At 59.7% G+C, this 25,338-nt stretch carries 26 protein-coding genes, 1 tRNA gene and 1 pseudogene; 16 read left to right on the forward strand and 12 right to left on the reverse strand.

The genetic code is table 11. The annotated features are described in order from the left end of the window. Nucleotide 1 precedes the first annotated feature (1 nt). A complete protein-coding gene (locus ACTHND_RS02705; protein ID WP_440175752.1) occupies nucleotides 2–1,144 on the forward strand; it encodes an efflux RND transporter periplasmic adaptor subunit in 1,143 nt (380 codons plus the stop codon). A gap of 99 nt (nucleotides 1,145–1,243) precedes the next feature. Then, the gene (locus ACTHND_RS02710; protein ID WP_440175753.1) at nucleotides 1,244–1,777 is read left to right on the forward strand and encodes a host attachment protein; all 534 of its coding nucleotides are present in this window, start codon (nucleotides 1,244–1,246) and stop codon (nucleotides 1,775–1,777) included. 6 nt (nucleotides 1,778–1,783) lie between these two features. Here ACTHND_RS02710 and ACTHND_RS02715 read toward each other — a convergent pair whose 3' ends face one another. Next, nucleotides 1,784–3,055, reverse strand: a complete 1,272-nt coding sequence (locus ACTHND_RS02715; RefSeq protein ID WP_440175755.1) for an MgtC/SapB family protein — start codon at nucleotides 3,053–3,055, stop codon at nucleotides 1,784–1,786. A 291-nt stretch (nucleotides 3,056–3,346) separates the two neighbouring features. Here ACTHND_RS02715 and ACTHND_RS02720 point away from each other — a divergent pair. Beyond that, nucleotides 3,347–3,559, forward strand: a pseudogene (locus tag ACTHND_RS02720) (DUF2312 domain-containing protein). A 38-nt stretch (nucleotides 3,560–3,597) separates the two neighbouring features. On the opposite strand, the gene ACTHND_RS02725 reads toward ACTHND_RS02720, so the two are convergent. Both ACTHND_RS02725 and ACTHND_RS02730 read right to left on the reverse strand, forming a co-directional pair. Further along, nucleotides 3,598–4,425, reverse strand: a complete 828-nt coding sequence (locus tag ACTHND_RS02725; protein ID WP_440175756.1) for a hypothetical protein — start codon at nucleotides 4,423–4,425, stop codon at nucleotides 3,598–3,600. Nucleotides 4,426–4,857: 432 nt separating this feature from the next. Next, a tRNA-Ser gene (locus tag ACTHND_RS02730) sits at nucleotides 4,858–4,949 on the reverse strand. Between the two features lie 268 nt (nucleotides 4,950–5,217). Between ACTHND_RS02730 and ACTHND_RS02735 the strand changes: the two genes are divergently transcribed. The 4 genes from ACTHND_RS02735 to ACTHND_RS02750 all read left to right on the forward strand — a co-directional run bounded on the left by ACTHND_RS02735 (nucleotide 5,218) and on the right by ACTHND_RS02750 (nucleotide 10,096). Beyond that, nucleotides 5,218–6,735, forward strand: coding sequence for an undecaprenyl-phosphate glucose phosphotransferase (locus ACTHND_RS02735; protein ID WP_440175758.1), 1,518 nt, complete (start codon nucleotides 5,218–5,220; stop codon nucleotides 6,733–6,735). Nucleotides 6,736–6,915: 180 nt separating this feature from the next. Further along, nucleotides 6,916–8,382, forward strand: coding sequence for a lipopolysaccharide biosynthesis protein (locus ACTHND_RS02740; RefSeq protein ID WP_440175759.1), 1,467 nt, complete (start codon nucleotides 6,916–6,918; stop codon nucleotides 8,380–8,382). After that, nucleotides 8,379–9,311 carry a glycosyltransferase family 2 protein gene (locus ACTHND_RS02745; RefSeq protein WP_440175760.1) on the forward strand — a complete coding sequence of 311 codons (933 nt, stop codon included), beginning with the start codon at nucleotides 8,379–8,381 and terminating at the stop codon, nucleotides 9,309–9,311. The genes ACTHND_RS02740 and ACTHND_RS02745 overlap by 4 nt, the downstream gene beginning before the upstream one ends. Next, nucleotides 9,311–10,096, forward strand: coding sequence for a polysaccharide deacetylase family protein (locus ACTHND_RS02750; RefSeq protein WP_440175761.1), 786 nt, complete (start codon nucleotides 9,311–9,313; stop codon nucleotides 10,094–10,096). The genes ACTHND_RS02745 and ACTHND_RS02750 overlap by 1 nt, the downstream gene beginning before the upstream one ends. Here ACTHND_RS02750 and ACTHND_RS02755 read toward each other — a convergent pair. The 5 genes from ACTHND_RS02755 to ACTHND_RS02775 all read right to left on the reverse strand — a co-directional run bounded on the left by ACTHND_RS02755 (nucleotide 10,093) and on the right by ACTHND_RS02775 (nucleotide 14,441). Further along, a complete protein-coding gene (locus ACTHND_RS02755) occupies nucleotides 10,093–10,449 on the reverse strand; it encodes a VOC family protein (RefSeq protein ID WP_440175762.1) in 357 nt (118 codons plus the stop codon). The two genes, ACTHND_RS02750 and ACTHND_RS02755, sit on opposite strands and share 4 nt — an antisense overlap. A 223-nt stretch (nucleotides 10,450–10,672) precedes the next feature. Further along, nucleotides 10,673–10,885 (reverse strand): DUF7336 domain-containing protein, encoded by a 213-nt coding sequence (locus tag ACTHND_RS02760; protein ID WP_440175763.1) that lies wholly within the window; start codon nucleotides 10,883–10,885, stop codon nucleotides 10,673–10,675. Next, complete coding sequence (locus ACTHND_RS02765) at nucleotides 10,882–12,186, reverse strand: O-antigen ligase family protein (protein WP_440175764.1); 1,305 nt, start codon at nucleotides 12,184–12,186, stop codon at nucleotides 10,882–10,884. The genes ACTHND_RS02760 and ACTHND_RS02765 overlap by 4 nt, the downstream gene beginning before the upstream one ends. After that, nucleotides 12,183–12,881: a transcriptional regulator gene (locus ACTHND_RS02770; protein ID WP_440175765.1), complete on the reverse strand. Its 699-nt coding sequence runs from the start codon at nucleotides 12,879–12,881 to the stop codon at nucleotides 12,183–12,185. The genes ACTHND_RS02765 and ACTHND_RS02770 overlap by 4 nt, the downstream gene beginning before the upstream one ends. 21 nt (nucleotides 12,882–12,902) lie before the next feature. Continuing rightward, nucleotides 12,903–14,441 (reverse strand): GumC family protein, encoded by a 1,539-nt coding sequence (locus ACTHND_RS02775; RefSeq protein WP_440175766.1) that lies wholly within the window; start codon nucleotides 14,439–14,441, stop codon nucleotides 12,903–12,905. 180 nt (nucleotides 14,442–14,621) lie between these two features. Between ACTHND_RS02775 and ACTHND_RS02780 the strand changes: the two genes are divergently transcribed. Together ACTHND_RS02780 and ACTHND_RS02785 are read left to right on the forward strand one after the other, a co-directional pair. Then, complete coding sequence (locus ACTHND_RS02780) at nucleotides 14,622–15,353, forward strand: polysaccharide biosynthesis/export family protein (RefSeq protein WP_440175767.1); 732 nt, start codon at nucleotides 14,622–14,624, stop codon at nucleotides 15,351–15,353. A 69-nt stretch (nucleotides 15,354–15,422) separates the two neighbouring features. After that, nucleotides 15,423–15,713, forward strand: a complete 291-nt coding sequence (locus ACTHND_RS02785; protein WP_440175768.1) for a hypothetical protein — start codon at nucleotides 15,423–15,425, stop codon at nucleotides 15,711–15,713. A 74-nt stretch (nucleotides 15,714–15,787) separates the two neighbouring features. On the opposite strand, the gene ACTHND_RS02790 is transcribed toward ACTHND_RS02785, so the two are convergent. After that, nucleotides 15,788–16,075, reverse strand: a complete 288-nt coding sequence (locus ACTHND_RS02790) for a hypothetical protein (RefSeq protein ID WP_090648325.1) — start codon at nucleotides 16,073–16,075, stop codon at nucleotides 15,788–15,790. A 488-nt stretch (nucleotides 16,076–16,563) separates the two neighbouring features. Here ACTHND_RS02790 and ACTHND_RS02795 point away from each other — a divergent pair, with 488 nt between their 5' ends. The 4 genes from ACTHND_RS02795 (at nucleotide 16,564) to ACTHND_RS02810 (ending at nucleotide 19,442) form a co-directional block, all read left to right on the forward strand. After that, nucleotides 16,564–17,619 carry an RcnB family protein gene (locus ACTHND_RS02795; RefSeq protein ID WP_440175769.1) on the forward strand — a complete coding sequence of 352 codons (1,056 nt, stop codon included), beginning with the start codon at nucleotides 16,564–16,566 and terminating at the stop codon, nucleotides 17,617–17,619. A 200-nt stretch (nucleotides 17,620–17,819) separates the two neighbouring features. Continuing rightward, a complete protein-coding gene (locus ACTHND_RS02800; protein WP_440175770.1) occupies nucleotides 17,820–18,392 on the forward strand; it encodes a hypothetical protein in 573 nt (190 codons plus the stop codon). 14 nt (nucleotides 18,393–18,406) lie between these two features. Beyond that, a complete protein-coding gene (locus ACTHND_RS02805) occupies nucleotides 18,407–18,892 on the forward strand; it encodes a hypothetical protein (protein ID WP_440175772.1) in 486 nt (161 codons plus the stop codon). A gap of 283 nt (nucleotides 18,893–19,175) precedes the next feature. Then, the gene (locus ACTHND_RS02810; RefSeq protein WP_440175773.1) at nucleotides 19,176–19,442 is read left to right on the forward strand and encodes a hypothetical protein; all 267 of its coding nucleotides are present in this window, start codon (nucleotides 19,176–19,178) and stop codon (nucleotides 19,440–19,442) included. A gap of 99 nt (nucleotides 19,443–19,541) precedes the next feature. On the opposite strand, the gene ACTHND_RS02815 is transcribed toward ACTHND_RS02810, so the two are convergent. Further along, nucleotides 19,542–20,879, reverse strand: a complete 1,338-nt coding sequence (locus tag ACTHND_RS02815; protein WP_440175774.1) for an ABC transporter permease — start codon at nucleotides 20,877–20,879, stop codon at nucleotides 19,542–19,544. Beyond that, entirely contained in the window at nucleotides 20,872–21,792 is a 921-nt protein-coding gene (locus tag ACTHND_RS02820) for an ABC transporter ATP-binding protein (protein ID WP_440175775.1), read from the reverse strand. Before ACTHND_RS02820 ends, ACTHND_RS02815 begins: the two co-directional genes overlap by 8 nt. Nucleotides 21,793–21,946: 154 nt before the next feature. On the opposite strand from ACTHND_RS02820, the gene ACTHND_RS02825 reads away from it, so the two are divergent. Further along, nucleotides 21,947–22,165, forward strand: coding sequence for a hypothetical protein (locus ACTHND_RS02825; RefSeq protein ID WP_440175776.1), 219 nt, complete (start codon nucleotides 21,947–21,949; stop codon nucleotides 22,163–22,165). A 178-nt stretch (nucleotides 22,166–22,343) separates the two neighbouring features. Here ACTHND_RS02825 and gatB read toward each other — a convergent pair whose 3' ends face one another. Next, entirely contained in the window at nucleotides 22,344–23,846 is a 1,503-nt protein-coding gene (gatB, locus tag ACTHND_RS02830; protein ID WP_440175777.1) for an Asp-tRNA(Asn)/Glu-tRNA(Gln) amidotransferase subunit GatB, read from the reverse strand. A 171-nt stretch (nucleotides 23,847–24,017) separates the two neighbouring features. Between gatB and ACTHND_RS02835 the strand changes: the two genes are divergently transcribed. Both ACTHND_RS02835 and ACTHND_RS02840 read left to right on the forward strand, forming a co-directional pair. After that, nucleotides 24,018–24,545, forward strand: a complete 528-nt coding sequence (locus ACTHND_RS02835; protein WP_440175778.1) for a hypothetical protein — start codon at nucleotides 24,018–24,020, stop codon at nucleotides 24,543–24,545. 2 nt (nucleotides 24,546–24,547) lie between these two features. Further along, on the forward strand, nucleotides 24,548–25,144 hold the full coding sequence (locus tag ACTHND_RS02840) for a hypothetical protein (protein ID WP_440175779.1): 597 nt from the start codon (nucleotides 24,548–24,550) through the stop codon (nucleotides 25,142–25,144). The last annotated feature ends 194 nt before the right edge of the window (nucleotides 25,145–25,338 follow it).

Below are 25,338 nucleotides of genomic sequence, written 5' to 3' on the forward strand. Positions count from 1 at the left end.
AATGAAACTGAACATGAAACCGGGGCCCTTTCTCTGGGCGGGTGCGGGACTGGTCCTGGCAGCCGCCCTGATATGGATGATATGGCCGCGCCCCAAGGCGGTGGAAACCGTCATTGTCGATCGCGGCCTTGTTCAGCAGGATATCGTCGATGAAGGCCGCACGCGCATCCATGACGTATTTGCGGTGGCGGCGCCGGTCGCCGGCCAGTTGCAGCGTATTGCCGTTGAAGCCGGCGATCCAGTGACGCGCGGCCAGACCGTCGCCATCCTTGGTCCTGCATCACCCGCCCTGCTGGATGCGCGCATATCCGCCCAGTCCGAAGCCGGCATACTGGTGGCGGCGGCGGCTCTGCGTTCGGCGGATGCCGACCTGGCCCTGGCGCGCCACAACCGTGATCGCGTCCGTATCCTGTTCGACCGGGGATATGCCAGCCAGGCCGCCCTCGACACCGCCAATGCCACGGTCGATGCCGCCCTGGCCATGCGACTGTCCCGACAGGCGGCACTGAAACAGGCCCAGGTCGCCGCCGGCACCCCGGAAGGTGGCACGGGCGTTACCACCACGGTCAAAAGCCCTGTGGCCGGCCGCGTGCTGCAACTCTTTCAGCAAAGCGAAACCGTGGTGCCCGCCGGCGCGCCACTGCTGACGATTGGCGACCCCGCCCAGATAGAAATCGTCGCCGAATTCCTCTCACAGGACGCCGTTCTGATGAAACCGGGCGACGAGGCCCTTGTCGAGGGATGGGGCGGCGCAACCCCCATCACCGCGCGCATCAGCCGTATTGAGCCCTATGCCCATACCAAGGTCTCAGCGCTTGGGGTCGAGGAACAGAGGGTCAATGTCATTGCTAGGCTGAGCCATCCGGAACAGGCGCCGCCGCTGGGCCACGGCTTCCGCGTCGACCTGCGCGTGATCATATCGAAGCAGGATAACGCCCTGCGCGTGCCAGTCGACAGCCTCGTGCGCAGCGGAGACCGGTGGGCGGTCTTCAGACTTATCGACGGCAAGGCCTTGCTGACGCCGGTTGAGATCAGCAGCGGCGGCGACCATTACCGCTCGGTGCAATCGGGACTGAAGGCCGGCGACCGGATCGTCATCTTTCCCGGCGACACCCTGCATTCCGGCGATTCCGTGCGCCCCTGACAGGCATCCCCCGCGTTTGACGGCGATCAAAGCCGCCATGCCGTGGGCCGGATTATCCTGAAAATCCTTCGGTCAAATCGTTCAGTCAGGAGAACCGCCGTGTCCCACGCCGCCCCCCTTCCCTATCATCCGTCCACCGTCTGGGTGATCGTCGCCGACGGCAGTGAGGCGCAGGGCTATTTGCGCGTGCCGGCCAGCGAGATCATCAGGGGCATCACGCATCAGCCCGAAGAGACCCTGACCTGGGCGCTCCAGCCGCTCGACGATTTTCATCTCGAAGCCGAACGCATCGAAGCCTATGATACCGGAACCGACGCCAGGGGCACCGTTTTTGAAAGCAGCGGCAACCTACGGCATATGAGCGAACCCCATGTCGATCTTCGCCGCAAGCTCAAGGCCGACCTGGCTGCACATGTCGCCGAGCGGCTCAACCGCGCCAGGGCACAGGACCGATTCGACGGTCTGGTAATTGTGGCACCATCGACATGGCTGGGCGATTTACGGCCGCACCTGACCCCATCCGTCCAGGACTCCGTCGTGATTGAACTCACCAAGGACTATGTGGGCCTCCCTCTGCCTGAACTCACCGAACGGCTGCGCGACATATTCCCGACGCGAAATATCGAGGTCTGAGCGCCTTCAGATCAGATTCCAGATCAGTAAGGGCAAGGCCACGCCGCCGGTTGCGACGCTCAGCAGCAGCGGCACACCGGCGCGCCAGCCGGACCGGCCGCCCATGGCAATGGCGATGACCGCCTTGACAATGGTGTTGAGCATGACCGGCCCGGCCAGGATCATGCCGGCCATCCGCCCGTCGAGGCTGTCCGGCGGCAGCACGCTCATGGTGATGATCGCTGAATCAACATCGAACATGCCCGACAGGGCCAGGGCGGTGGCCAGGGCCGTTTCGCCAAAGGCATTGAGCAGCCAGCGCGCCAGGCCGGAGAGCACGAGCACCAGCCCGGCCAGCAGAAGCGCCGGCCCGAGATCAAACGGATTGCGCAAGGGTAAGGCCTCGGACGCCTCTGCCTTATCACCGCGCGACCGCCACAGAAGCCAGAGCGCCCAGGCGATGCAGAGAGCGGTCGCCGGCCCCACCAGCAGGGCCAGCCCGGTAACGGCAAACGGCGCCAGAGCGGCCGTCAGGATGAGGACTCGCAAAAACATGACCGCGGACGCCGTAACGATGCCGGCGATCAGGACATCCGGCGGCCCTTCCTGCTTACGCAGCCGGTTGGCCAGGGCGGCCGTGACCGCGGTCGAAGACACCATCGCGCCGGCCGCAGCCAAAACAACCAGCCCCCTGGAGGCGCCCAGCCGCCGGGCCACCACATAGCCCGCGAAGGAAAAGCCCGAAACGACGACGACGATCATCCATATCTGACGGGGGTTCCAGGCGTTAAACGGCCCCATGGCCTGATCGGGCAAGATGGGCAGGATGGCCAGGGCAATCAGCGCGAAGCGGGCGATCGCCTGCATCTCCGCCTCGGTGAGGGTATTGACCCAGGCGTGGAGTTGGCGACGCGACGACAGAACGAGCGTGGTTACCGCCGCGACGACGCCGGCCAGAACGCCACCACCGGTGGCGGCCGCCAGGCCCACGCCCAGGGTGATTATGCCGACAACAGTCGAGGTCGCGCTCACATCATCGCCCGACCGTGAGCGGCGGAGATAGCCGATCAGCAGAGCGGCACCCGCCGCGCCCAGAAGGATTGCCGCCAGTACGGGCGAAATCCGTTGCAGAACCTCACCCGCCAGTCCACCCACAAGGCCCAGCAGAGCGAAGGTCCGGATTCCGGCCACCCGGCTGCCATCGGGATCGTTTCGCCGCGACCAGCCACGCTCCACACCGATCAGGAGACCAAGCGCCAGGGCCAGAAGCACGCCCTGGACTGGTTCAAGCGCAGACATCAGCCAGGACACCTTTTCATTCCCCACTGTTAAGCCGGTGCAATAGTCTTCAGCTTGCGAGACAGTTACAGACTGTCCCAGCACTATTTAATCCGTTTTTATGAAAGGGGAAATGGCGGAGACGCAGAGAGGCGCTGCGTACCACCTAAACCCTCCATAAGTTATTGATTTTATTGTGATCAAAATGCCTTGTGGCACAAGGTTGTGTGCCAAGGAAATGTACTATGTGTACCATGCCCAAAGGGTAAACTTTTCGCCCGATGATGTCATCACCAGCGCCCCCAGACGCGCCTGCGCACCCTCGTCTAGCGAATTGAGAGACTGGAAAAGGATAAGGCCCAAATCATGGGCGATATCAAAGAGGTATATAACGAAGCCAAAGGCGAAGGTTTCGATGTCAAAATCCTCCGTAAGGTCGTGAGCTTACGAAAAAAGGACAAGCTGGTCCGCGAGGAAGAGGAAACGATCCTGGACCTGTATCTCACCGCGATCGGAGATCGGTGATGAGCATCGCAAAGAGCAATTTTAAGCATTTCATGCAGCTAACGCGCGTTTTGCTGGGCGCCAACTGGTTCAGCCATCATGCTAAAACTAACACCATTTGGCGACCTATCAAAAGTGACCTTCAAGCAAGTTTCAGTTTCAACAAACTTATTAGAATGAATGTGCTTATATCTAACGCAGCCATAAGCATAAATAACCTTCTTGCCAGTCATCACCTCTTCCAAAAGAGAGTTGGAGATCGTAAATGCGTGACTGTTAATTTTGCAGTCAAACCCCACAGCGGTTGGATGCTCTCTGGAAAAATCCGCCTGAAATTTTGGCAATTCATCAGTGGGCAAGCAAATTTTTTCATCCCGAAATGTACAGCACTCAAGAGCTGGGCTTCGTCCGGTGTTCTTCCAGGTGTGCATGACCATGATGTACGGCCAATGCCCCTCCTCAAAACCTGTTTTGTTGCTAATGGTGAGTTCGGTTCGCGTCATCCATGCTCGATCCGAAGCCAGAGTCCGTCTGGCATACCAAGCAGAAGCTAGGGCGCCAGCCATGGCCAAAGACGAAAATACTGCAGACAATCCTGCAACGACATTGGCGTGGAATATTTTTTCATTCGCCACATCGGCTGCATTTGCAGCTCTACTGGCAGCATCAGCAGCCTTCCATTGAGCGCAAAGATCGGAGGTACGAATGTCTTTATCAGGGGGGCAAGGAACAACAACGGGGTCAGGCTTCCCCAGCGGTTCTGCAATTTTGACCTCACCGACAACCTCGACTTTTGTAGGTTGTTTTTCGGCGCCAGGCTTTGCCGCATAAGCCGGCAAACAAACGAACAGCATTGCGCCAACGACAACCAACCACAATTTCTTCATAGCGCCCGACTCCCCAGTCCAGCACACACCTTGGCACGCTCGCGCAATCGGCGCAATTCTGCAGATGTCACCATCAAAACGGTAATGTCGCGGAATAGCAGCCGCACTAACAAGCAAGTGCGTCCAGCACATCCCCCCTGTCGAATGCGCTTTTCTATGGCCGGGCGCGGTGGGAGACCGAAAGCTCTACCACCTTGCTGCGCGGTCTGCTAACCCGCCGCGTTCGGCCACCAGTTTGGAAGCTGTCGGTCGAACTTATTCAGCAGCATGGATACCGACCATGACAGAACAAGCTCAGGCGCAGATAATGTGCGCCCCCCAGCAGACCACCCATTACGGCATGTCCGAAGCCGTCAACGGTCAACGCCAAAATGAACACCCCTTTGGACAAAAAAGGGTTTCGGTCAATTACGGAAGATACGTAAGGGGGAATGGCGGAGACGCAGGGATTCGAACCCTGGGTACCCTTTTGGGGGTACGCTCATTTAGCAAACGAGTGCCTTCAGCCTCTCGGCCACGTCTCCGTTATGGCTGAGTTAGCGTATTCGTTTTTAAAAGGCAACGCCGTTTACAAAAAAGGTACACAGCTTTGCGCGGCAGCCATCAAATCCTTCCCGCGCGGGCCATATCAGGCGCGAAAACCCCGCGGCTCCGGCATCTAACTTGCAGCCAGTTACCGGTCCGTCCCGCACCGGAACAAGAAAAAATCAGGAAAGTCGCCGCCTGTTAACTGACGCCTAAGCCAAATGCCGTAACGTCGTCCCAAGCCTAGAACAAGCTCGAAATCAGGTCATGAACGCCGCCCTCCCCCGCCAAACGCTCGAAGACGCGACCCGTCTGGATGCATTTCCCGACGATCCGAAAGATCGCCGGGGACCATTCCGGCCGGAAAAGCTGGTTTCGGCGCGCGAACGGCGCAGCGGCGACATGTTCGTCCGCCTGTTCCGCGGCATCGATTTCCTGGCCCTGGTCTTCTTCGCTGTTATCTGCGCGCGCTCAGTGGCGCCGCATGGCTTCTTCACCAGCCCGCTCGGCAATATCCTGCCCTTTATCGCCAGCACGCTCGGCCTCTACTGGGCGCTTTATCTCAGCGGGCTGTACCGTTTTGGCCGCAATGCCCGCGTCTCGATCCACCTGGTCAAGCTGGCCATGGTCTTTGGCGCCGGCTATCTTCTGGCGGATTTCCTGGCCGACTTTTCGATAAACGACTACGCCGTCACCGCCGCTGTCCGTTTCTGGATGACCGTCACCCTCGTCTATTTCATGCTTCAGCACCTGCTGTGGTGGAGCCTGGTCGATCGCTGGCGCCGCCAGGGCAAGCTGATCCCCAGTATCGTCATCGTTGGCGCGACCAAGCACGCCGAAAAGCTGGTCGAAGCTGCGCTTGAACAGCGCCACGTTAATATCCTCGGCATTTTCGATGACCGTCTGGCACGCACACCGCAGGCTATCGCGGGCGTACCGGTACTGGGCGATGTCCAGTCCCTGCTCGGCCACAAGATCACCCCCTATGTCGACCAGATCGTCGTGGCGCTCGATACCTCGGCCAAGGCGCGCGTAAAGACCATCATCGAAAAGCTGCGCAGCCTGCCTAACGAGGTGTCCCTGTTTGTCGACATGGACAGCGGCAGCGCCGCCAGGGCCGCCTGGTCGCGCGTGGCCGATATTCCGCTCGCCCGCGTCTCCGGCATATCGGAAGACGACCGCAAGGCGATGGTGAAGCGCGCCGAGGACCTGGTCATCGGCACCCTGGCCCTGATCGTCTTCTCACCGCTGATGCTGGTGGTCGCACTCCTGATCAAGCTCGACAGCCCCGGCCCTGTCTTTTTCCGTCAGCGCCGCCATGGCTTCAATAACGAGGCGATCCGGGTGTGGAAATTCCGCTCTATGTATACCCATCTGACCGACCATACGGCCGCGCAGCAGGTAACAAAGGGCGATCCACGCGTCACACGGATCGGCCGCTTCATCCGCAAGACCAGCATCGACGAACTGCCGCAACTGTTCAATGTGATCCGTGGCGAGATGTCGCTGGTCGGCCCGCGTCCGCACGCCATCGGTATGAAGACCGGCCCCGATGAAAGCGCGCGCCTGGTGGCCGAATATGCCTGGCGTCACCGCATGAAGCCCGGCGTCACCGGCTGGGCAGCCATCAAGGGGTCACGCGGCCCGCTGGATAATGCCGAGGATGTGCGTCGCCGCATCGGTCTCGATGTCGAATATATCGAGCGCCATTCGATCTGGTTCGACCTCTACATCATGGCCATGACCATTCCCTGCCTCCTGGGTGATGCGAAGGCGGTTCGGTAAATATGAAAGCAGGAAACCCCACCACCACATCTCACCGCTTCGCGGTTCGTGCGGTCCCCCTCCCCAACAAGTTGGGGAGGTATAAGTTTTCTATACCTCCCCCACTTGTTGGGGAGGGGGACCGCCGCGATTTATCGCGGGGGTGGTGGGGTTTCTTGCTTCCTTCACCGGAGAACGCCCATGTTCTCTAAGGGTCTATGGGGCTATCTGCCCGCCAATATCCTGCAGGGCCTGATCGGGTTTGCCACCCTGATGGTGTTCACGCGCATCCTGTCGCCCGATGATTACGGCCGCTACGCCCTGACCTTCGGCATTTCCAGCCTGGCCCAGACCCTGTGCTTCACCTGGATCGAGGCCGCAATGGCGCGCTTCTATCCGGCCGAATCTCGCACTGATCCGGAAGCGCCGGAACTCTATGGCACGGTTTATCGCCTGTTTGCCGTCGTCACCATCGTCTTCACCCTTGCCTGCGCCCTTGGCCTGTGGCTGTGGCCAGCTTCAGGTGATGCCGATCAATCATTGAAAATGGCAATGGGCTTAGGTCTCGGCTGCGTGGTCTTCCGCTCGCTGATCAAGCTGGTGCAGGAACAGCGCCGCTCCGAAGGCCGCGTCGGGGCCGCGTCAATGCTTGACATGATCCAGACCGCCGGCGGTTTTGGCCTCGGCGTCCTATGCGCCACAGCCGGTCTGGGCGGCGCGTCTCCGGTGGTCGGCAGCGGCCTGATCGCCCTTCTGTGCCTGCCCTTCGTGGCGCGCGAAGACTGGGGCCGCGCGCTCAAAGGCCGGTTCAGCGCGGAAAAGGCCCGCGCCTATGCCCATTATGGTTTCCCTGTTTCGGCCAGCCTGATCCTGACACTGGCACTCTACACGGTTGATCGTTTCCTGATCGCGCACTTCCTCAATGAAGCCGAAGCCGGCGCCTATCATGCCGGCTTTTCGCTGGCTTCGCGCATCCTCGACGTGCTGTTCATCTGGTTCGGCGCCGCCGGTGGTCCGGCCATGGTCTATGCGCTGGAGCACGGCGGCATAACCGAACTGAAGGCCAACGCCCGCCACCAGATCCGCACCATGGCCTTTGTCCTGTTCCCGGCGGTCGGCGGCCTGATCATGGTGGCGCCCGCGCTTGGCACCTTGCTGATCGGCGAGGGTCTGCGCGCCGATGCCCTCAGCGTGACCCCACTGATCAGCCTGGGCGCGCTGTTCTCCGGCCTCGGCACCTATTATTTCCTCCAGGCCTTTACCCTGGCCCGCAAAACCCGTCTGCTGGTGGTCGCCATGACCGTTCCCGCCGTCAGCAATATCGCGTTGAACCTGGCCCTGATCCCGCTGATGGGCCTGATGGGCGCCGCCCTGGCGTCGTGCCTCAGTTTCGCCCTCGGCCTGATCGCCGCCTGGGGCCTGGGCCTGAAGACACTGGCCCTGCCCGTGCCCATGCTCGATCTCGGCAAAACCCTTGCCAGCGCCGCCATGATGATGGCGGTCGTGGCGCTGGTGCCGTCTACCGGCCTGGCCATCATCGATCTGGTCCTCAAGGGCCTTGCGGGCGTGGTCGTTTATGGCGCCCTCGCCTGGGTACTGAACCTCAACGATATCCGCGAACCGGCCCTCAAGGTGATCGGCCGCCTGCGCGCAAAGGTGTTCGCATGATCGTTGAAAGACTGGGCCAGCCCTTCCGCAACACGGCCTTCACCACCGTAACGCCGCGCCTGTCGGTGCTGATCCCGTTCTACAGGGAATCACCGCTGCCCCTGCTGCGCGCCCTGCAAAGCCGCACGCCCGAAGCGCTGGAAATCATCCTGATCGATGACGGTTCCAGTATGGCGGAAATCACCGCCGAGGTCAGCGCCTTTATCAGCCAGTCCCCGCTGGCCTGCGAACTGATCACCTTGCCGCAGAACGAAGGCCGGGCGCGCGGCCGCAATCGCCTGACCACAGCGGCGCGTGGCGATTATTTCCTGTTTCTCGATTCCGACATGCTGCCGGATGATCCCGGCTTTCTCGACCGCTGGCTGGCCGAGGCCGACGGCCAGTCCACGGTCATTTTCGGCGGTTTTTCGCTACTTCAGGCACCCGATACGAAAGCCTTCGCCATCCACAAGGCCATGGCTGGCCAGAGCGATTGCCTGAGCGCCGCAGAGCGCGCCGAACATCCGGAGAAATACGTCTTCACCTCCAACCTGCTGGTGCGGCGTGATGTCTTTGCCGCCGAAGGTTTCGATCCGGCCTTCACCGGCTGGGGCTGGGAAGATACCGAATGGGGAATGCGCGTGGCGGCGCTTTACGGTGTCGGTCATATCGACAATACGGCCACCCATATGGGCCTCGACACGCCCGAAGCCCTGGCGCGAAAATATGAACAATCGGTCGGCAATTTCGCCCGCGTGATCAAGAAACACCCTCACGTCGTTTCTCAATATCCCAGCTATAAGGCAGCGAAGATATTGAAGAAAATACCTGCTCTCGGCGCCCTTCGCCCACTGATTAAAATGGCCGGCCTGACCCCGCTCCTGCCGGTCAGGCCGCGCGCCTTCGCCCTGCGCCTTTACCGCGCCGCCCTCTATGCACAGGTGGTTTGATGACCGAAATATATACCGCCGACAGTTCCTTTTACGGCAAGCTGCGCCGCCGGCTGGCCCGTCTGGTCTATACCCGTCCGGCGCGTTTCGAAAACCTGGCGCGCCCCCTGCTGACGGTCAGCTTCGATGATGCCCCGACCTCCGCCGCCCAAGCCGGCGCGGCCGTCCTGGAAAAATACGGCGCGCGCGGCACCTTTTTTATCTCTGCCGGCCTGTCCGGCAGCGACAGCCATCTCGGCACCTACACCACCGAAGCGGAAATCAAGGCGCTTCATGCCGCGGGTCATGAAATCGCCTGCCATACCCACAGCCATCTCGATTGCGGTCGCGCTTCGGCGGCGGAGATTGCCCTCGATCTCGACCTCAGCGCTAGCGCCTTCCGCCAGATGGGCCTGCCGCCAGCGACCACATTCGCCTACCCCTATGGCGACGTGTCCCCGCAGGCCAAGTCGGTCCTCAATGACCGGTTCCTGGCCTCGCGCGCCCTGCATCATGGCTTTGTCACGCCCGGCACGGACCTTAACCAGGCACCGGCGGTCGGCATAGAAGGCCCGGACGGCGAGCAGACCGCCATAGACTGGCTGATCCGCGCCGAGGATGAAACCGCCTGGCTGGTACTCTATACCCACGATGTCCGTGAAAATCCGTCCGCCTGGGGCTGTACGCCGCAAACGCTCGAACGTCTGATCGTCCGTGCGTTCGACATGGGGTTCGAGATCGTCACCTTTGCCGAGGGCGCCCGCTTGGCTTCGGGGCAAACTGTGCAGAAGACGAAGGCCGCCTAATCCGCCCGCGGTTCCCACAGTTCGATTGGATTGCCTTCAGGGTCATGGATGCGGGCAAATTTGCCGGTTTCCGGCGTGTCCCAGTCGGCGTTTGTCGTGACCTCTATGCCCGCGTCGCGCAGGGCCGAGATCAGTTTGTCCAGTTCCGCAACCCGGAAATTGATCATCCACTGCCTATCGAGCGGGAAATGATCGGTTGTGCGGCTGAAAGGCATGAACAGGGTCGGCCCCGGTTGCGGCACCCAGGGCGTGGCAAAATCGACCACCACGCCCAGATGCTTGTCATACCAGGCCATTAAGCCTTCCGGATCATTCGCCCGAAAGAATACGCCACCAATACCCACAACCGACATAAGACCCTCCGTGTGCCGTTGAAGCCAGGCTATTCTATATGTCGATATTTCACAACCGATAGCGGTAGCGTGCGGTTATCCCGAACATCTGTGTAATCTGTGGATCAAAAAAGCTTCTTGCCCGTTCCCGTCTCCGGAAAGAAGGGAATCCACAGATTACACAGATATCCCTGGTCATAACACGCTACCGCTATCGCCTGTAAAGCTTGAAGTCGCCACGCACTTAAACGGTGCGATAACCGGCCGTCCAGCCCATCCGGTCAATGATGTATTTATCGACGCTGAAACCGTCGGGGCTGTCCTTGAAACCCGGCAGGTTCAGCGCACGCTCCTTTGCCCGTTCAGCCAGTTCGCGCGACGAGAAGACACCCAGCAGCTTGACATCTTCATGGCCCTCGATCAGGCGAATATGATGCAGCAGATAGACCTCGTTCATGATCGTCTCCATCGTTTGATATCCAGATCCTTCGCATCCTCATCCCGCGGCAGGGACAGCTTGACCAGCACCATGACAAACAGGCTCCAGCGCAGGTCATTCCAGCTCAGGGTAATGCTTTCAGTCAAGGAAGACAGGCTGTAGATACCGATCAGCGGCAGGGCGAAATAGCCGCCATCTCCCCGTAACATGCGATAAAGCCCTTTCAGCCAGGTTTCAGTGAAAACCATTGCCCAGAGGCTTAAACCCACAATTCCCATGCCGAGCCAGGTCTCGAACCAGCAGGAATGGGCATGATAGGCGCGAAATCCGGCCACAGCGGTGATCTTGGCCAGCGGCGCATAATCGCCCTCGTCCGTCCACACCACGCCATAGCCGTAGCCCAGTTTCGGCCGGTCCTCCATCACCCGCGCAATGCCGTCCCAGATGAAGGTCCGGCCAGTCAGGGTGGCGTCCTTACCAAGCAGCAGATAGAGCTTTTCCGGCGCGAACAGCACCAGCCCCGACAGGGCCAGCAGGACCGTTACCGCCAACCAGGTCAGCAGGATGCCCAGCACCGGCCCGCGCCGCGCCAGCCAGATGAAGCCGACCCCGCCCATGCCCAGCACCAGGCAGACCAGCGAGGTCTTGGAGGTCGACAGCACGGTCAGCAACACCATGCCCGCCGCCATCAGTCCCCAGAAAACCTGCCGGCGGGGATTGTGCAGGGCCGCGGCGGCGGCGGCCACAAAGCCGATGGCCATGCAGGAGCCGAGATTGTTCTTCTCCAGCCACATGCCGCGCCAGGCGCCGGGGAAGAGTTCGTGCATCACGCCCATTTTCGGGATGAAAATAGCCAGGAAGGCCGAGCCCAGCATCATGACCGTAAAGGCCAGCGCCACCACCTCGGTCAGCCGCGCCCAGGAAAAACGCGCGGCCAGCGCATAACCGGCCAGGACGGTAAACGACAGGGCCACAAAGCGCCGCAGCGTGCCCGACGGATCGATCGACCAGAAATACGAAAGGGCGCACAGAGTCACCAGGCTAAGGATCAGCGGCGTCCGCCACAGGGCACTGAACATCTGCCGCCAGCAGATCAAAGCCAGGCCCAGGCTCATCAGGTAAAAAGGATAGTAAAAATTGCGGACAATCAGTCCCGCCGCCGCGGATTGCGCGCCATAGCCGAACAAAGGACACAGCCACGCCTGCGAAAAAACAAACAAGACTAATGCGCCGAAGACGAGAGACAGCCAGTCATCGCGCCAGTCCGCCTTCACACCGGGCCAGAAATCGGAGACTGTGCCCCCGATGTCCGGTCTCACAGGGCCGCCAACCGCCCGAGCGGCCGCCTCACAGCCCCGCCCACTATCCGGCTGGCATTGTTATAGACCATGCCCAGAACCCGGCCGCCAACCTGCTCGATGTCATTCTTCAGGTCGATACGCGCCTGGATATCGCCCTCGCCTTCGCTGACCACCATGATCACACCGTCCATCAGCGGTGCCAGTTGCAGGGCGATGGCCGACCGCGCCACGGAGGGAGCATCGACCACGATCGTCTGGGCGTGCTGCCGCAAGGCTTTCCAATAGGTACTCCGGTCTAAAATCCGGGCCTTCTGATCGGGGGCCAGGTTTTTGTGACGGAAGCGCGTCACCCACCGCCGGCGGCCAAGAAACGGCCGCGCCACCAGATAATGCGCATCTGTCTCGCGTCCCGGCGGCGTCACGGTGAAAAAGACCGAGCCGTCCGGCGTGGCCTGGCTGAGCGCCCCCGGCGGGCCGAAGCGTTCGGGATCTTCCGTCAGGGCCCGCATCTGGCCCTGCTGCGCGAGGTCGGCATCCACCAGCCAGACCGGCCTTTTGGCGAAGGCGGCTTCGCAGCGGGCATATTCGCGGGCAACGGTTGACACGCCCTCACCGCCACAGGCCGAGACAAACATCAGCGCCCGCCCGCTGGCCGATTGCGGCCGGCCGAGCGCCGACATCAGGTCAGCCATTTCGCGTGTCAGATCAACCATTGACGCCACTCATGCCACTCATCACGCCGCCTTCGTTTTGGCCTGGGCCAGCACCGGCAAATCCAGCGCCTTCGCGGCCATCTGCGCGTTGGCGAACCCCTTGCGCGTATAGACCCGCAGCAGGCCGGCGCACAGGGCGGTGAAGCCGGCGAACAGGAAGCTGAGGATCAGGATGACGCGTTTCAGGCTCTTTGGACGGTTCGGCATCGACGCCTTCTCAACCACGCGCACCGTATCGTCGCCGGCCTTCATTTCCTGCGCCGCCTCGTTTTCCTGGATGCGCTGGGTGAAGGTCTTGATGCTGTCCCGCAGGGCGCTGCGTTCGGTGGCCAGCGTATTGTACTCGGCCTCCAGCCCGGCCAGCCCCTGGAGCTTGCCCATCACCTGCCCGGCCTGCTGCTGCAACAGACGCATCCGGCCGGAAATCGACGCCATATCGGCCTCCAGGTCGAATTTCTGCCCCATCAGGCTCTGATAGAGCGGATTGGCGCCCAGCTTGTGCGTCGCCTCGCCTATCCCCTTGCCACTGTTCATCATGGCCTGCAATGAGGCGATCTGCGCGTCGATATCCTTCACCGGCTGGGCCGTCGGCAGATAACGCGACAGCAGGTCCTGGCGCTGCTGCTGCAGGGCGAAAATCTTGCTCGGCACCGAAAGGTCGAGATCGCGCTCGATGCTCATTTCCGGGTTCAGGCGCGCCAGGCTGGCCTTGACCTCGGACAGCTTGGCCTGGTCGGTGGCATACTGCGTCTGGGCAGCATAGAGGTCTGTCGTCACCTGGTCGTAGATCTTGGCATAGGTCGCCTTGGCCGCGTCGTAGTCGGCCACGCCGTTCTGCGCCAGGAACGCCTGGTAAGTGCGGTCGGCCTCGGCCAGGCGGGCATCGAAACTGTCCTTCTGCTTTTGCAGCAGGGGGCCGGTCTGGTCGGCATAGACCTGCTGGCGATAAGTCAGGTATTCGTCGATCAGGGTATTGAGGATCAGAGAGGCCGACTGTGCGTCCTCGTGCTTGAAGGTCAGGCGCACGACATTGTTTTGCGGCGCGGTCGAGGCTTCAAACCCGACCTGCAGCACCTTGAGTGCCGCCGCATCCGCTTCCGCGCGCGCGACATCGGTGCGCGGGTTCCACAGTTCAGGCGATGACGGCAGGATGACCTTGTAGCCCAGCTTGGCGATGACATTGCGCTTCAGCTCGGTGGAACTGAGGATTTCGACTTCGGACTGCACCACCTGGTCGATCGTCGCCGTGGCGCCACGCGCCGCATCGCCGGCCACCGGCTCATAGACATAGTTCTTGCCGAGCTGCATCAGCAGGCTGGCGCCAGCCGTATAGCTGGAAGGCATGGAAAAGGCCGCCATCAAACCGACGCCGAAAATAACGGCGAAGACAATGATCATCAACCATAGTTCGCGGAACAACAGGGCAATGATATCCCCCAGGCCAAGCTGCATGACGCGGCTGCCAGCCCCCCTGCCCGCATCTGGCTGACGCTGGCCCGCCGGGCGGCGCAGAGGCACGACCCGGTCGCCGTCATCGTCCCACACGTCTTCGGTGCGCATTGAGTCTCTGTTCCGTTGCGAAAATTCAGAAAATTTTCAAACAGTTATCCGCACACCGCGCAGAGCAAATGTTTGATATTTTCTAAATTAACCGACCGGACGTTAACGAAGGTTTACCATTTTTCACCTTATTCAATAGACCGCACATTCCATACTGTACCGCACGGATTCGCCACTATCATGGTCACACGCCGCTCCATAATGACAGCCGGTTTCGGCCTCGCGCTTGGCAGTACTTTGGGCGGCGGCTGGCTGGCGCTTAGCGCCCATGCGTCTGAAAAAATGCCGGAAGCGCCGCTGATCGGCTTCGCGCGCTGGACCGACGATGAGCCGTTTTACCTGCTTTATCCGGGCGACAAGCTGGAGGTCAGCATCCCCGGTGCGCCGGAACTCAGCCGCCAGACCCAGGTGGGGCCCGATGGCCGCATCACGCTTGGCCTGATCGGTCAGGTCATGGCCGCCTACAAGAGCATCCCGCAGCTACAGGCCGAAATCGCCCACGCCTATGCCGGCATCCTGCGCGATCCGCAGGTCACGGTCTATCCGGGCGAAACCGCGCCGATGCGCGTGCTGGTAGGGGGAGAAGTCAGAAATCCGGGCTGGGTGGATATGCTGGGCGATATGGACGCGCTCCAGGCCACCATGGCCGCCGGCGGGTTCACGCATGGCGCCAAGACGCACCAGGTGATGATCATCCGCCGCGGTCGTACCGGCGAAGCCATGCGCCGCATCATCGACCTGCAAGATCCGCTCAAGGGCAAGGGCCAGCTTGTGGCGCTGCGCCGCTTCGATATCGTCTATGTGCCTCGCACCAATATTGCCGAGGCCGGTGTCTTTATGGAACAATGGGTCAATAACCTGATACCCGGCGGCATACTGAATTACTTTACGTATCGGACGTTCGGCAATTAGGTCACGACGTCATGGAATTCCAGACGACAAGACGCTGGCAAACAATTGTCCAGCGGTTTAAGTCAGGACATGCCTCTCGCCCGCAAACTCATTCTACACGTTCCAGTATCAGATGAAGCCCTGCTTGATGGCTTTGTTGAACAGTGCCTGAAGGACCGCGTATCGCTACTGGCCATATTCAGCCCCGGCTGCGTCAGGATCGAAGATATTATCGACGAGATTGTCGTGGGTGACGGAAGCGATGAAGGCCGCTATTTATGCACCACATCTCATCCGGATGAGTCATTCACGGATGTATTGGATATGGTTTCGGCGTGGGAACTTGAGCGCGGCGAAACCGTCGAAGAGGTCAGGCTCTAAAGCCCGCCAGTCAGTCCCTTTAGCGCTTGGGCGAACAACGCAGAAGAAACCATAATCCCGATCAGAGATCGAGATTATGCCGCGTAACCGATACGGCCGGCGTCAAGCCACTGGCGGGCAGCCTTCTGGGCTTCGGCGATATCTTCGCGGTCCATCTCGCGTGAGAGTTCCTTGCGGTAGACCTGGGCTTCCATCGAGCCACGCATGGCCGCCAGGTTGAACATCATGTGCGCCGAAATCAGATCGACAGGCGCGCCGCCCTGGCCGGTGGAATACATCATGCCAAGCTGGAACAGTTCGTCACCGCCCATTTCGGCGGTCGGCAGGGGGATGGACTTGAACTCGACTTCGTTGGTGATCATCGTATTGATGCCGCGCTTTTTGCGCGTCTCCGTTGCAGTTGATGACTTGAGTTCAACACCCCCAAATAAAATTAAAGTTAACAGCGACGTTTAGGCTAAATTTTTTGTGTAAATACGCAATTAACATTAATTTTTACGTTAACAATTTAAAACATAAACATTAAAATGCGATAAATCTATAAGTAAATATTTAGATTAAATACATAATTACATATTAATTACTGTATTTTGAAATCGAAATAACGTTAATTCGACAATAAAAACACCAATTGACTCTCCTGCGCCATCAGATCAGGCACCCGAATAAACCGTCTTTTAACGTCGGAGTCTCGCCATAATCCGTCTAACCCCTGACATGTTTTGTTCAGCTTCAGTTCAGGGACATTCTGTCATAAAGGCATCAACGCGATAATTTTTATCGCCGCGCGTCTCAGATCCGCATATCCTGTCGTTTTGGGGATGATCTGCATAGACAAGTGAGGATGAAAATGAACAGAAAGTTGGCCAATCTGGCCGTTTCCGGCCTGGCGCTTGTGCTGATGACCGGCGTGGCCGTGGCGCCCAGCTTCGCCGAAGCCCGCGACCGCGATCGTGACAGCAACAGCGGCTTTAACCGCGGCGGCGGTAATCGGGATAATGGCGGAAGCCGCGGCGGTGGCCAGTCCAGAAACGACAACACCAGCAATCCGCCCGCCCCCGTGGCCCGTCCCGCGCCGGCCGCCCGGCCTGCGCCCGCGGCCCGTCCGGCCCCTCCCGCCCGCAGCAGCGGCCCATCCTACGACCGTCCGGTATTCAACAGCGGCATGAACCGTCAGCGTCATAATGACAATGGCGGCTATCGCGGCAATGATCGCCCGTCTGGCGGCAATTCCGGTCAGTGGCAGGGTGGCAATCGCCCTGATCAGTCCGGCGGCGGACGCGATCATGACTGGAATGGCGGCAATCGGCCCGGACAGTCAGGCGGTAATGGCGGCGCCCAATCGGGAAATTCCGGCAATCATGGCGGGAACCATAACGGCGGTAACTCTGGCGGCTGGACCGGCAACCATAATGGTGGCCGTGACAACGACCATGGCGGTCGGGATAATGACCACGGCGGCAGCCATGGCGGCGGAAGCTGGAACGGCAATAACGGCGGCAACTGGAATGGCGGTCACAATGGCAGCCACAACGGTAACTGGAATGGCGGCGGCCGTGACCATGACTGGGACCGCAACCGTGATCATGACTGGAATGGCGGGCGCAACCACCATTTCGATTATCGCCGCGATCATCGCTTCAGTGGCTATTCCGGCATCCGCTTCGGCTATTATTTCGCCCCGAGCTATGGCTATTACCGCGTGCCGAACCAGTGGTATGGCCACCGCTGGACATCGGGCGAATACCTGCCGGACTATTTCTACGACTACCGCATCTATGACTACCTGTCATACGGCCTGCCGACCCCGCCCTATGACTGCGCCTACTTCTTCGTCGGCCGCGATGTCGTTCTGGTCGATCTGTCGTCAGGCGAGATACTGGATGTCTTTTACGACGTCTATTAAGGCCCCGGCCCGAACGACCTTAAGCCCCGGTTTTGCGACCGGGGCTTTTTCGTGCCTGCGGTAATTATAGCCGAAAATATAAGCGCTTTTTATATATCCGCCCGAAACAGGACATTCCGCCCTTACTTTCCTGCCGCATTGACGCCTGAACCCCGCCCGACACTGCCGCTACTTAAATCAGTCGCAGGAAAGGCGAACCCATGCTGAAATCCGTACTCAAAACCACCACGATCGTAACCCTGGCCGCCGGTCTCAGCCTGGCGCCCCTGGCCGCCAGCGCCCAGATTCTGGGCGGCAGCGGCAACCTTGGCGGCGGCGTTGGTGGCGCTGTCGGTGGCCTGACCGGCCAGGCCCAGGGCAGCGCCGGACTGGGCGCCCAGACCGATCTCGGCGGCGCCACGCAAACCGTCGATGGCGCGGCCGGCGACCTGCGCCAGGATGCCGACACGCTTCACCGCCAGACGAATGATACTGTCAGTGAGGCCAAGGGCGCCGCCCGCGTGGATGGCGCTGCAAACGCCACCGGCAGCCTTTCGGCAAGCCCTGACAGCGTCACCGGCCAGGCTGCCGCCGACGGCAATGCCAGTGCCGGGGTCAATCCCGGCGCCGTCACGGGCGCGGTCGGTTCCACGGTCAATAATGTCCGCCAGGACGCCCGCACTGACACGGGCCAGGTGAAGGATACCGCAACCGGTGCCGTGAATTCTGCCGGCAATACCAGCGTCAGCGCCGATGCCCAGACCGACGTCAAGGCCGATGTCGAAAACAAGTAACCTCAAGAGGTGATATGATGAAATATGCCAGAAGCTGTATTCCGGCGGCTGTCCTGTTGGGCGGCCTGCTGGCCCTCTCCGCCTCCGCGCAAGATGCGGCGGTCGTCCCGACCCCCACCGGCCCGACACAGGAAAAGCTTGCACCACCTGCACCCGGCACCGCCGAACACGCTGCCCAGCTCCAGCGCGAGCATGAGCGTGCGGTAGCCGCTGGCGATCATGCCAATGATCCGCTGAATCCGGCTAGCAGCAATGCGCTCAATCAGCAGGAAGCCGCCAAGGCCGCCGCCCTGGGTAATGGCCCCGTACCGGCCGACAGCGCAACCGGTCTACCGCCCGTACCTGATTCCACCCTCCCCACTCCAGATCCGGCCACGCCGGGAGTCTCCCAATCTACACTGCCCGCGACTGGCGATCCGGCCATGATACCGCCGCCCGTCGACACCAGTCCGCCCCCGGCCGGTGATCCGCTGAAGCCGGATCCCGCAACGGCCAAGTAGCCGACAGGCCCGCCAGTTCGCTGACGGGCCTGTCTGGTGTAAGCAATTCATTATGAGGGCAGCGCAATAAAATAAGGATTCAATAAATAGGGGAAAAAATTCGTTAACCTTCACAAATACACCTCAGAGGCGACAAATTTGCGCCCCAATCTTACAGAATTTTCACACCTGTCGAAAGCAACCCCTCTCTGACGAGAAGCTTCGGCGTTTACAGTTTTGTATAAAATTATACAAAACTCCATCAACCCAAGTAATTCCTCCCCTACAGAGAAAGTAATTACCCATGAAAGCTTCCGTTCGCATCATCGCCGCCGCTGGTTTTGTCGCTGCCCTCGGCGTTGCCCCGCTGATCTCCATCGCCCAGGAAACCCCTGCCGCCGACGCCACCGCCACAACGGCCACCACCACAACATCGACCAGCGTTTCGGCCGATGCCTCGACCACCGCTTCCGCCTCGGAATCGACCTCCACCTCGGTCGCCGCCGACGGCACCGTGACGGCCACTTCTTCGAGCAGCGAATCCAGCAGCACCTCCAGCGCCGGCCAATAAGCCGTACCTGTTAGCTGCCACTCATATCTTCCGGCCTTATCCCCCCCACAGGCCGGCAGATGAGAAAAACCCCCGGCGCCTCAGCACCGGGGGTTTTGTCTATCCATTAGCCGACTTCTGCGTGGCAATGCGGAACAGGGCGCCCCAGCTCAGCTTGCCGCCGGTCAGCGCCCCCACCTTGAAGGCCCGCCGGCCGACACTGATCATGATCAGCCCCACCACGCCCATGCCGGCGAGCGTTCCGGCGATCTCGTACCACGGCAGCCCCTGCGACAGCCGCAGCGGCATCAGGAAGGGCGTGAACAGCGGGAACCACGACATGTATTTCAGCATCGGCAGGTCCGGCGAGGTAAAGGCCACCTGCATGGTGATCATGGGGATCATCATGATCATGGTCATCGGCCCGATGATCGCCTGGGCATCCTTCTGGGTTTCGCAGAAGGCCCCGATCGCCGCGAAAAACACGCCGAACATCAGATAGCCGCCCAGGAAATAGGCCAGCAGCAGGACAATATGCAGAGGACTGAAAACGGCGGCCAGCGCGCCCATCACATCGTGCACTGTCTCCGGCGGCAGGTTGCTGATGCCGAAGGACGCCAGGCCGAACGCCGTCAGCCCCCACAGCCCCCAGACCGTCATCAGTACCGCCGCCACGGCCAGCACCTTGCCAATCAGCAGACTTTCAGCCGAAGCCGAGGCCAGCAGTACTTCCAGCACCTTGCTAGCCTTTTCCTCGATCACCGAGCCCAGCAGGATCATGGACGACGAGAAGATGGCGATCCAGGTCAGATAGCTGATGGCGATGCCGATGAACTTGCCACCATTTTCTCGCACGCCGGCGGCCAGATCGTCCTTTTTCGGCCCCGCCGCGCTGGCCGGCGTCAGGCTGATAATATCGGCACGCGACTCGCGCATGTCATGCGCCAGACCGTGATCTATGCCGTGCATCCCCGCCAGCTTGTAATATTGCAGGCCGTGCAGATCCCACAGGATCTGGTCCTCCACCCGGCCCTTGTGGCCATCCACCGACCAGAGCCGGAAGTGCAGCTTATCGCCGCTGTCCGTCGCCAAAATAATCGTGCTGGCCGGCCCCGCCGCCAGCGCCTGCGGCATCTTCGCCTCGGCCGCCGCAACCGACATATCCGGCGACAGCCCCGCCGGCAGGGCCACCGGCTGCAAGCCACCGCTTTCCAGCAGGCCGTCCGCGCCCGGCTTCGGCATATGGGTGCGAATGGCCTCGACCACCGCGCCTTCGATATGGTCGCCGGTCAGATCGAGCACCGCCACTGTCTCCACCGGCGCGGAATGGCGCATCAACAAGGGAATGAAAATACTGCCGCCGATGATCAGCGGCAGGGTCAGCATGGACAGCCAGAAACCGACCGTGCGCACAAAGGCGAGGTATTCCCGCCGGGCAATCAGGAAGGTCTTATTCATGATTGCCTCCGGTCAAGACGATGAACGCCTCGTGCAGGCTGGGTTCCTTCGCCTCGAAGCGCCTCACGTCCAGCCCACGCAGGAAGGCCGCCTTCAGTGCCTCATTGGCCGTATGCCCCGCCTGCAAATGGCACTGCCACAGGTGCGCGCCCTCTCCGGCCGCCCCCATATCGACGACCGAGGCAATCCCCGGCAGGCCCAGAAGCTCGGCCTCGCTCAACGCCCCCTCCAGATCGAGATGTCGCGGCGCCGCGGCCCTGGCCTCTTTCAGCGTGCCTTCAAAGACCTTTTGCCCCTTGGCCAGCAGTACCACCTGCTCGCACAGGCGCTCGGCGTGCTGCATCACATGGGTGGAAAAAAGCACCGTCGCGCCCCGCTTCGCCAGTTCGCGGATCACCTGTTCCAGCCCCTGCTGGTTCACCGGATCGAGCCCGGAAAACGGCTCATCGAGGATCACCAGTTCCGGCTCATGTACCAGGCAGGAGATAAGCTGCACCTTCTGCGACATGCCCTTGCTGAGCGACCGTATCTGCTTGCCTGCGAAAGCGCCCAGCCCCTGCGCCTCCAGCATGGCCCGGCCCCGCTGCCGCGCCACCGAGGCTTTGACGCCCTTTAAACCCGCCAGGAAGACGATCACATCGATCGCCGTCATCTTGCGGTAAAGCCCGCGTTCCTCTGGCATGAAGCCGATACGCTCCAGCGCCTGGCCCGGCGCCTTGCCGAGTATGGTGATCCGTCCGGCGGTAGGTTCCGAAAGCCCCAGCATCATGCGCACGCTGGAGGTCTTGCCCGCCCCGTTCGGCCCCAGGAAGCCGCAGATCGTGCCGCGCTTCACCTCGAAACTGAGATCGCGCACCGCCTCGAAATCGCCGAAGCGCTTGCTCACCCCCGCCAGACTTAAGGCACTGTCCATCTGTCCCCTCCGCTTTACCGCACTATACCTCTTCGCGCCGCGATTGCACCAGATTAAGGCAAATTAAAAAGCGCCCCTGTAACCGCCGCCGCACCTGCCGCGTATCCCTGATGACAGCGCACGGCTGTCGCCAACCCCATCTGAGGAAATCCCCATGCAACGCACGCTCGCTTTTGCCGCTCTCGCCCTGACCTTCGCCGCCCTCACAGCCTGTTCCGCCCCGCCGAAAAGCGACAATGCCATGTCTGAAATGTCGTCCTCTTCCGCCGACGCCATGGCGCCTATGGCCAGCAGCGACAATATGGCCATGTCGTCCTCGTCCATGTCGTCGGATGCGATGGCGCCCATGTCGTCCTCCGAAATGAGCAAGTAACAAAAAGCCCCCGATCTCACGACCGGGGGCTTCAATTTCTAATATCCTCCCCTCTTGGAGGGGAGGTGTCAGCGCGTAGTCGCTGACGAAGGGGTAACAACCGATGGCGGTTACCCCCTCTGCCAAAAGTCACTAATATGACTTTCGTCAGTTCCCCCTCTAGGAGGGTCTCTTCCCCTTAAACCCCCAGCTTCGCCTTCAACAGTTCATTGACCGCCGCCGGATTGGCCTTGCCGCCGGTGGCCTTCATGACCTGGCCGACAAACCAGCCCAGCGCCTGGGGCTTGGCAGCCACTTCGGCGGCCTTGTCCGGATTGGCGGCGATGATCTCGTCCACCGCCTTCTCAATCGCACCGGTATCGGTCACCTGCTTGAGGCCGTGCTGTTCCACGATCTCGGCCGGGGTCATGATCCCCTTGCCTTCCCACATGTGCTCGAAGACCGTCTTGGCAATCTTGGAGGAAATGACATTGGTTTCGATCAGCTCCACCAGACCGGCGATATGGGCCGGCGGCAGCGGGGAATCGACGATCTCGTGACCGTCCTTGGCCAGGCGCGCCAGCAGTTCGTTGGTCACCCAGTTGGCCACCAGCTTGGCATCACGGCCCTTCGCGGCGGCTTCGTAGTAGTCCGCCCGCGCCTGCTCGCTGATCAGCACCTGTGCATCGTAAGCCGACAGGCCGTACTGCGAGATAAAACGCGCCTTCTTGTCGTCGGGCAGTTCCACCAGATGCTTGCGGATATCCTCGATCCACGCCTCTTCCAGTTCCACCGGCAACAGGTCGGGATCGGGGAAATAGCGATAGTCGTGCGCCTCTTCCTTGGAGCGCATCGAGCGCGTCTCGACCTTCACGGCGTCGAACAGCCGCGTTTCCTGCTCGATTACGCCGCCGTCTTCCAGGATCTCGATCTGGCGGCGCGCCTCGAACTCGATCGCCTGCTGCATGAAGCGGAACGAGTTGACGTTCTTGATCTCGCAGCGCGTGCCGAACTTTTCACCCGGACGGCGCACGGAGACGTTGCAGTCGGCGCGCATATTGCCCTTTTCCATGTCGCCGTCGCAGGTACCCAGATAGACCAGGATGGTGCGCAGCTTCTTGAAATAGGCCACCGCCTCGTCCGAAGAGCGCAGGTCCGGCTTGGAGACGATCTCCATCAGCGCGGTGCCGGCGCGGTTCAGGTCGACATAGGTCGCGTTGGGATCGAGATCGTGGATCGACTTGCCGGCATCCTGCTCCAGGTGCAGCCGCTCGATGCGCACGGTAAAGCTGGTGCCGTCATCGCGTTCCACCAGCACCTCGCCCTCGCCCACGATCGGGTGGAAGAGCTGCGAAATCTGATAGCCCTGCGGCAGGTCAGGATAGAAGTAGTTCTTGCGGTCGAAGCGCGAGAACTTGTTGATCTCGGCTTTCAGGCCGAGGCCGGTCTTCACAGCCTGCTCCACGCAGTATTTGTTCAGCACGGGCAACATGCCCGGCATGGCAGCGTCAACCAGCGAGACCTGTTCGTTGGGCCCCGCGCCGAAGCCGACCTTGGCGCCGGAAAACAGCTTGGTGTTGGAAGCGACCTGGGCATGGACCTCCAGGCCCATGACGATTTCCCAAGGCCCGGTGCGGCCCTGGATAAACTTGGATGGATCGGCCACACGGCCGGAATCGAGAGGAGAAGCAGTGTTTGTCATAGGGTGGATATAGCGGGAGGAAAGACTTGGGGGAAGAGGGAAGAAGCGACGATTCTGCAGCGAGACCAATACAATCGGCTTATTGTTCTCACAAAAGAAACTTGACATTAATTCACCAGAACGTACTCAATAGTAAGTTGAAAAGCACAATCCTTAAACGATGGGCTTCAGTTGAAAACGCGAGATGCTACTGTGGGGAAGCGAAAGCGATTTTTTTCCAAATGCTTTATGGGCTCATTTTGGATTAGTTTAATTGGGTTTGTTGTTGCGGCCTTTCCATTGTTCTGGACCCTTATGAACGTGGACATTGCAAATTCTTCGACAGCCACTTCAATTCGAATCTACATCATTCCAAATTTATTGTCGCTTAAATACACCACTATGGCGGCAGTGGTGAAAGAAATGCTCTTATGCGGCATAGCTCTGGGCATCTCCTCAGGATTAGCTTGGGCGGAAAGTAAGCTTGATCAAAGGCCACTCGGAAACGCATTGGATTTTTTCGGCGGATCGTCGATATTAGGAGCAATCCTTTGCTTAGGTCTCTTTGTTGGAATCACTCAATGTGGAATCGATGAAAAAGACTATCGCCCGGCTTATGTAAAATACTTATTAGGAGCTGATTATATATTCTTGGGAGTAATTCTATTTTACTTCGCATCAGCTTTACAACTGAGAAGAATAAAGGATATGGAGGCTTAAATATGGAAGATTTTATTCCCGTTATAGCCGCAATATATTTGCTTAGCGCAATATCCTCAATTGTCTATAAAATTTACAGAGAAGTATCCGACAGGAAGGCTCAAAAAATTGCCTCAAGAGCAATGAGCAAATTATTTTCTTTAAATCCTAATGAAACATCAAACGATGAATTCATACATAAAATAACTCAAAAAACTTTTTCCGATACGAAGATATCAAAGGAGGAAGCTGACCACTATACAGCCGCCATATTCATCTCCTTTATTTTACATAAAAATGGCACTCTTAGATATATATCAGATTCAATAAAACATAAAAACGAAGAATTAACATTAAATTACATTTCAAAGATCCTTTTGCAAGATAAAAAATATTCTAAAGAATTGATTAGCGCCATTATTGACGCCGGCGAAACGCACACATCTAAAATTCCAATCGCAAAATACATATTTTATAGCGAATTACTGCGTTGCAATCGCGCTTTATATTCAAAATTCGATCTAGATTATCGATTTATTGAAGACAATGAGACACTTTTATCACCAGAATTGTTGGAGGAAATTAATTCACCTACCAAGCATCTAAAATTGGCCGTTTAATCTAAGCTTTTTGTTGCTAATTTTTTTTCATTTTATCCCCTCACCTAAAAACACCCCCATCATCCCCTGATGGACAGTTTTGACGACATCACCGCCGACCTTTCGCCGCTTGAACAACGGCGGATGCGGCTGCGGGCCTTTGCCGACCGCGTGCTTGAGGCCGTCGAAGACCTGCCCATGCCCAAGACCGCCCT

This window comes from Asticcacaulis sp., assembly GCF_051954415.1.
Lineage (GTDB): Bacteria > Pseudomonadota > Alphaproteobacteria > Caulobacterales > Caulobacteraceae > Asticcacaulis.